Annotated in this window: 10 protein-coding genes; 7 read left to right on the top strand and 3 right to left on the bottom strand. The window is 67.5% G+C overall.

What is annotated here, in order from left to right; translation table 11 throughout:
* Together STARVERO_RS19890 and STARVERO_RS19885 are read right to left on the bottom strand one after the other, a co-directional pair.
* Positions 1–640, bottom strand: a 640-nt coding sequence (locus STARVERO_RS19890; protein WP_159601030.1) for a ParB N-terminal domain-containing protein, incomplete at its 3' end; no start/stop codon positions are given.
* Positions 641–642: 2 nt separating this feature from the next.
* Entirely contained in the window at positions 643–981 is a 339-nt protein-coding gene (locus STARVERO_RS19885; protein ID WP_159601028.1) for a helix-turn-helix domain-containing protein, read from the bottom strand.
* Positions 982–1090: 109 nt separating this feature from the next.
* Between STARVERO_RS19885 and STARVERO_RS19880 the strand changes: the two genes are divergently transcribed.
* On the top strand, positions 1091–1726 hold the full coding sequence (locus tag STARVERO_RS19880) for a helix-turn-helix domain-containing protein (protein WP_308678249.1): 636 nt from the start codon (positions 1091–1093) through the stop codon (positions 1724–1726).
* A gap of 364 nt (positions 1727–2090) precedes the next feature.
* Here STARVERO_RS19880 and STARVERO_RS19875 read toward each other — a convergent pair whose 3' ends face one another.
* Positions 2091–2294 carry a hypothetical protein gene (locus STARVERO_RS19875; RefSeq protein ID WP_200837870.1) on the bottom strand — a complete coding sequence of 68 codons (204 nt, stop codon included), beginning with the start codon at positions 2292–2294 and terminating at the stop codon, positions 2091–2093.
* Positions 2295–2584: 290 nt separating this feature from the next.
* Here STARVERO_RS19875 and STARVERO_RS19870 point away from each other — a divergent pair, with 290 nt between their 5' ends.
* From STARVERO_RS19870 to STARVERO_RS19845, 6 genes are all read left to right on the top strand, one after another.
* The gene (locus STARVERO_RS19870) at positions 2585–3082 is read left to right on the top strand and encodes a universal stress protein (protein ID WP_144341505.1); all 498 of its coding nucleotides are present in this window, start codon (positions 2585–2587) and stop codon (positions 3080–3082) included.
* A gap of 10 nt (positions 3083–3092) precedes the next feature.
* A complete protein-coding gene (locus STARVERO_RS19865; RefSeq protein WP_159601024.1) occupies positions 3093–4046 on the top strand; it encodes a glutathione S-transferase family protein in 954 nt (317 codons plus the stop codon).
* Positions 4047–4346: 300 nt separating this feature from the next.
* Entirely contained in the window at positions 4347–4901 is a 555-nt protein-coding gene (locus STARVERO_RS19860) for a NifU family protein (RefSeq protein WP_144341503.1), read from the top strand.
* A 123-nt stretch (positions 4902–5024) separates the two neighbouring features.
* A complete protein-coding gene (gene tsaB, locus STARVERO_RS19855; protein ID WP_159601022.1) occupies positions 5025–5708 on the top strand; it encodes a tRNA (adenosine(37)-N6)-threonylcarbamoyltransferase complex dimerization subunit type 1 TsaB in 684 nt (227 codons plus the stop codon).
* Complete coding sequence (locus tag STARVERO_RS19850; protein ID WP_159601020.1) at positions 5705–6208, top strand: GNAT family N-acetyltransferase; 504 nt, start codon at positions 5705–5707, stop codon at positions 6206–6208. Before tsaB ends, STARVERO_RS19850 begins: the two co-directional genes overlap by 4 nt.
* A 67-nt stretch (positions 6209–6275) precedes the next feature.
* Positions 6276–6713: a Fur family transcriptional regulator gene (locus STARVERO_RS19845; protein ID WP_144341500.1), complete on the top strand. Its 438-nt coding sequence runs from the start codon at positions 6276–6278 to the stop codon at positions 6711–6713.
* Position 6714: the final 1 nt, after the last annotated feature.

The following is a 6714-nucleotide window of genomic DNA, read 5'->3' as shown; positions in this document are numbered from 1 at the left end:
GGGCGTCGTCGGCCTGACCGAACAGCAGGTCGAGAGCCGGCATTCGCTGCTCCGGTGCCAGCTTCAGCAGGGCGTCGAGGTCCGAGCCCTTGTTCGCCATCGGCGTGCCCGCGATGCGGGCGCGCACGTCGGGCGGCAGGGCGGCGCGCGCAAGGGTCCGCTGGAGCGAGCGCTCCGACATGCCGAGCCGCTCGCACGCTTCCTCGCTGAAGCGCGGCACCAAGTCGCCAAAAATGGCGGCTTGATCCGAGCGCCGGTCGCCACCGTGCTTCGTCTGCGGGTTCAGCTTCTCGTAGAGGCGCTTCTTCTCCGCGAGGAACACCGCCCGATCGAGTTCGGACAGATCGGCGCGGTAGAGGTTCTCGTCGATCTCGCGCAGGCGCGCCCTGTCGGGATTGAGGTCGAGCACGACGGCGTCGATCTCGGTCCAGCCGAGGAGCGTCGCGCCGGTATGCCGGTGACCGCCCGTCACGAGGACGAACTTGCCGGGCTTCTTCGGTGCGGGACGCACCTCGATCGGTACGTTGAGCCCCTCTTCCTTCATGTTCGCGGCGAGGAGAAGGGCGCGGTCCTCGTCGATCGCCCGCAGGCGGTCGGTGACGATGATGTCGGCGAGGGGGATGGACTGCACGTCGCGCATGTCTAGGCGGCTCTCTCGATTAGACGCTGACAAGCCGCTTCGCCGCTCCTAACGTCACGACGGTTGCGGTGTCCGGGTATGCGCGAGCCGTTCTTGCGGTAGCGGCTCGGCCAGATTTTTCGGGGGGAGAGGTCGAGAAAGGCGGCGATGGCCCTCTCGCCTTCAAAATGAGGGCGGCGGGCGGCGACACGGCAGGCCCCCTCGGATAACCTGTTGTCGCGGGACAGCTTCTCGAAGCTGGAACCCCGCATGCGCACGGCGGCCTTGATCTCTTCGGGGTGCCAGTCACCGTTGGGGAGAACGGTTACAGTCCACCGGCCGTTTGCTTCGCGGATGGCCATTATCGATCCTTGGAAAGCCCGGCGGCTCAGGCCGGGTTTTTCGGAAGGCACTTAGTACGGTTCGGGATGAAGATGGACTATAAAAAGAGTCCGTGCAAGCTCCAAAAACATGCCAAGACCGACCTTGGCATCCGAAGCGCTGCGCTCGCGGACATCCTATTGGTTTCGTTTGCGTTTTCGGTCTCTTTGCCTTGGCGGCACCGTAACGTGCGCAATGCCAAGGCGCCGGGAGGTGGTCTTGGCTGAGGGGTCAATTGGAGGGCGGCTCAGGGTAATCCGCGAATCGCAGTCTCTTTCTCAAGCTGAGTGGGCTCTAAAAGCAGACATTGGATTGGCCACCATCAAGAAGATCGAGACGAGCGGGAACGTCCCTAGCGGCGAGACACTGCTGAAATATGCGCGCGCGGGCTTTAGTCCGGGCTGGATTCTCACCGGCGCCGGCAACATGTACCTCGACGACGCGGCCGCCCCCGACCACGATTTCCATTCTCTGCGGCGCGGCACAGCGATCGACGGCGAACTGATGGGACGAGTGGTTGATGCCATCGCCCGGCTCTACCGAGAACTGGCTATTTCGCTTTCCCCGGTTGATCTCGGTCGTTTGAGCGCCGAGAAATACGAGGAGATCGCGGCGGCGTCCTCGGACCCAGCCGAACGCATGGCAATGGTCAAGCTGATGGCGGTGCAACTACGGAAGGAATTGCTCGCCCCGCCTCAAGCTGATGCTAGGAAAGACCGGGCCTGAAGCTCGTGATGGTGTTTATTGTATCGGTAAGCACGCTGCGGTTGTTTAGTGGTATCTGCGGACCTTCCAGCGTTCAACTGCCCGGCGCCGCCGTCTTTGGTCTATAACGTCGCATGCCCGGCGACAGGCGCGGCCGGGCCGTTTAAGAGGTGTTTTAGCGATGGCTAAGAGCTGGGGCGCGACGGGGGCTCTTTCTGCAAGACCATGTGTCCCGCCGCGCCGATTTGGTACGGCTCTGCAAAATCGCCCACCGCGCCCGCCCGCTCCGCCGAGGTCACCGGAAGCCAACGTCCACGGTACTTTGTCCGGCCCCGTCCGGGTTCATCCGGCGTGATCCGGGCTCTGCAAGATCAAATGTCTTCACTCACCGGGGCGCGATCGGCGCCGGGCCGTCGGCGTCGACATGCTCGAACACCCGGTCATGGATGCGGAAATGCGAAATGAAGGCGACGTCCATGCCGAGATAGCGGCGTATGGTACGCAGCACGCGGTCGAGCCCGGAGCGCACCACCTCATGCGCGAAGACGTCCTGGATAGGGCTCGACGGTTCGGAAATCGACTGAACCATGGCTTCCTCCCGGCGGCGCGCTCCTGCCCGGGCTTGGAAGCCGGGAGAACGCCCGCCGCCATTCGCTGTCGCGATCCTCTCGAACTCCTCCTGCTCCATGCCGGTCGGTCCATGCCGGTCAGGCGCGGAACAGGGGAAGCTTGGCCGATCAGGAGTAAATTAATTCGAATTTCTTTCGTGAAAAAGGCTTCCCGCATTCGTGATATCGGTAGGGAAGAAGGCGGGCGCAGCCGGCCGTCGCGGCGCGGCTGTGCTAGAAGGCAGGTCATGCTGCGATTCCGGGAGCCATCATGCCGCGCAGGCGCCAGAGCCATGAACCCGGCCACCGCCGCAAGTTCCTCGTCGTGGCCGACGACACGCCGGAATGCGACCGCGCGCTCTACTACGCCGCGCGCCGTGCCGCCCGCACGGGTGGCGACGTGGTCATGCTGAGCGTGCTGGAACTCGCCGACGTGCAGAGCCAGTGGCTCGGCGTCGCCGAGCTGATGCGCGCCGAGGCGACGGACAAGGCGCAGGCGCGGCAGGACCTGCTCGCCTCCCGCGCCAAGGGCATCGCCGGCATCGAGCCCGAGCGCCTCATCCGCGAAGGCACCATCGCCGACGAGATCCTGAAGCTGATCGAGGCGGACGAGGACATCGCCATCCTGGTGCTTGCCGCCGGCACCGGCAATGAGGGGCCGGGGCCGCTCATCAGCTCGCTGGCCAAGGGCACCTGGGCGGGCCTGTCCATCCCCGTGACCATCGTGCCCGGCTCGCTCTCGGATACCGAGATCGACGCGCTGGCCTGAGGAGAGACGCATGCTCGTGGACGGCAAGTGGGTCGAGAACTGGCAGCCGGTGCAGGCCACCGACGCCAAGGGCGGCTTCGTGCGGCAGGTCTCCAGCTTCCGCAGCTGGGTGACGGTCGACGGCTCCCCCGGCCCGACCGGCGAAGGCGGCTTCAGGGCCGAGGCCGGGCGCTACCACCTCTATGTCGCGCTGATCTGCCCATGGGCCTCGCGCACGCTCATCGCCCGCAAGCTCAAGGGGCTCGATGACGCGGTCTCCATCTCGGTCGTCGAACCCGCCCTGTCCGACGAGGGCTGGCGCTTCGGCGACTATCCCGGCGCGAACCGCGACACGCTGAACGGCGCCACCTACCTGCACGAGATCTACACCCGCGCCGAACCCCACTTCACCGGCCGCGCCACCGTGCCGGTGCTGTGGGACAGGGAGCGCGGCACCATCGTCAACAACGAGTCCGCCGACATATTGCGCATGTTCAACGCGGGCTTCGGCGCCCTCGCCCGGAACGCCGTCGATCTCTACCCGGAAGCCCTGCGCGAGGCGATCGACGCGCTGAACGCGGCGATCTATCCGCGGCTCAACAACGGCGTCTACCGCGCCGGCTTCGCCACCACCCAGCTCGCCTATGAGGAAGCCTTCGCGGATGTCTTCGGCATGCTGGACGAGCTGGAGGCGCGGCTTGCCGCCGGCGGTCCGTTCCTGCTGGGCGAGGCGGTGACGGAGGCCGACATCCGGCTCTTCGTCACGCTGGTGCGCTTCGACGCGGCCTATAACGGCCTCTTCAAGTGCAATCTGCGCCGCCTCGCCGACTATCCCGCCCTGTCCGCCTATCTCGTCCGTTTCCTCGCCCTGCCGGGCGTGCGCGGGACGGTGAACGTCGACCACATCAAGCGCGGCTATTATTCGATCAAGGCGCTCAACCCGAACCGGATCGTCCCGGTGGGCCCGGCGCTGGACTGGCTCTAGAGCATTTTCGAGCGAAGCGGGCACCGGTTCGCGTGAGAAGCCGATTCATTTCCGAACCCTCCCGTTCAGAGGCTCATCGTGGCCGGGCTTGGCCCGGCCATCCACGACTTGCAAACCGACTTGGGAGCCGGCCTGGCGGAAGGAGAAGACGTGGATCCCCGGGCCAAGCCCCGGGGATGACGGCGTGACAGGGGCTGGCGGCCTCATGAACCACCCTTCCCCTCAGGCGCGCGAGAGACTATCTAAATTCTAAATTCCCCCGTCGCCGTGGCCTTGAACCCGGTTGGCAAGGAGAGACCCATGTTCATCCAGACCGAAGCCACCCCGAACCCCGCTACCCTCAAGTTCCTGCCCGGCCGCACCGTGCTCGGCCATGGCACCTTCGAGGCACGAGACGCCGGCGAGGCCGCGCGCTCGCCGCTCGCCGTCCGCCTCTTCGAGGTGCCCGGCGTCACCGGCGTGTTCTTCGGCTCGGACTTCGTGACCGTCACCAAGGAAAAGGGCGAGTGGGCGCATCTCAAGCCCGCCATCCTCGGCGCCATCATGGAGCATTTCGTCTCCGGCCAGCCGATCCTGCCGGAAGACCATGAGCACACCGCCGACGACGCCTTCTTCGAGGAGAAGGATGCCGGCGTGGTCGACACGATCCGCGAGCTGATCGACACCCGCGTGCGCCCGGCCGTGGCCAATGACGGCGGCGACATCACCTTCCGCGGCTACAAGGACGGCGTGGTCTTCCTCGCCATGAAGGGCTCCTGCTCGGGCTGCCCGTCCTCCACCGCGACGCTGAAGAACGGCATCGAGAACCTGCTGCGCCATTTCGTGCCCGATGTGGTGGAAGTGCGCCCGGTCTGATTGCCGGCCGATTCTGCGGCTCTGATCGTCGAACCGGCCGGGCGGCTTCGCGGCGCCGCCCGGCCGTGCTCTTTCCTTCTACCGCGCGCATGCGCATGGTGAGCGCGCGGACCGGGGCGTACCATGCTGATTCTCGCCATCGACACTGCGCTTGAGGCCTGTTCGGCGGCGCTTCACGACACCGATACCGACACGACGCGCGCCGTCGTGCGCGAACCCATGGCCCGCGGCCATGCCGAGGCGCTGATCCCGATCGTCGAGAAGGTGCTCGACGAGGCCGGGCTGGAGATCGCCGATCTCGACGCCTTCGCCGTCACCGTCGGCCCGGGCAGCTTCACCGGGCTGCGCGTGGGCATCGCGGCGGCGCGCGGCTTCGGCCTCGCCACCGGCAAGCCGGTGATCGGCCTTCCCACCCTCGCCGTGCTCGCCGCCCCCCTGCTGGCGGAGGACGACAGCGTCCCGGTGGCCGCCGCCATCGATGCCCGCCACGGCAATGTCTATCTGCAGGTGATCGGCCCGTCGGGCCGCGTGCTGGTCAGCCCGCGCGCCATGGCGGTGAAGGATGCCGTGCGCTCGGTCGCCAACGGGCCGGTGCGCCTCGTCGGTTCCGGCGCCCAGCTCATCGCCGAGGCCTGGCCTTCCGGCGCCCTCCCGCCGGTAGCGGTGTTCGGCACCTCGACGCCCGATCCCGTCTGGCTCGCCCGCCTCGCCAGCGTCGCCGATCCCGCCCGCTCCGAACCCCGCCCGCTCTATCTGCGCGAGGCCGACGCCAAGCCGCAGACCGCCGCCCGGATCGCCCGGCGATGACCGGCCTGCTGACCCGGCTCGGCCGCCGCGCCTTCGGGTCGCGCGAGGTCGCGCTGCGCCCGGCCCGGCCGGCGGACGCGGAGGCGCTCGCCCGCCTGCACGGCCAGAGCTTCCGCATCGGCTGGGACGCCGCCGAGTTCGAGCGGCTGCTCGCCAACCGGCTGAGCCGCGCGCTGGTGGGAACGGACGGTCCCTGCGGCGCGCCGGTCGGCTTCATCCTGCTCAGCGGCGTCTCGCCGGAGATCGAGATCCTGTCCGTCGCCGTCGAGCCCGGACGGCGCGGCGAGGGCATCGCCCGCCGTCTGGTGGAGGCGGCCTTCGGCACGCTGGCGGCGGAAGGCTTCCAGATCGTGTTCCTGGAGGTGGAGGAGGGCAACGCTCCGGCGCTGCGCCTCTATGCCCGTACCGGCTTTCGTGAAATCGGGCGCCGCGCGGGTTATTATCGCGGCGCGGCCGGCGAGCCGGTCGCCGCGCTGACCATGCGTCGGGATATCGCCTGACGGAAACCATTGCCCTCGCACGGGCCGCTGCGCCATAAGGCGTGGAAGAGTCGAGACGGGCCTAGGGATGAACGACAAGCTCACCGCGATCGAGGAAGCCTGCGTCACGCTGGGCCTGCGCATGACCGACCAGCGGCGCGTGATCGCCCGCATCATCGCCGACGCGCAGGATCATCCCGACGTCGAGGAGCTGCACCGGCGCGCCTCGGCGGTGGACGACCGCATCTCCATCTCCACCGTCTACCGCACGGTGAAGCTGTTCGAGGACGCCGGCATCATCGAGCGCCACGATTTCCGCGATGGCCGCTCCCGCTACGAGCCGGTGCCGGACGAGCACCACGACCACCTCATCGACCTGCGCACCGGCCTGGTGGTGGAGTTCCGCTCCGAGGAGATCGAGCAGCTGCAGGAAGAGATCGCCCGCAAGCTCGGCTACCGGCTGGTCGGCCACCGGCTGGAGCTCTACGGCGTGCCGCTCGACAAGCCGAAATCCCAGAAGGACTGAA

Source organism: Starkeya nomas, from assembly GCF_902703545.1.
In the GTDB taxonomy this organism is placed as follows: Bacteria; Pseudomonadota; Alphaproteobacteria; order Rhizobiales; family Xanthobacteraceae; genus Ancylobacter; species Ancylobacter moscoviensis.
The sequence above is the reverse complement of the archived record's forward strand: the minus strand, read 5'-3'. Positions and strand labels throughout refer to the sequence as shown.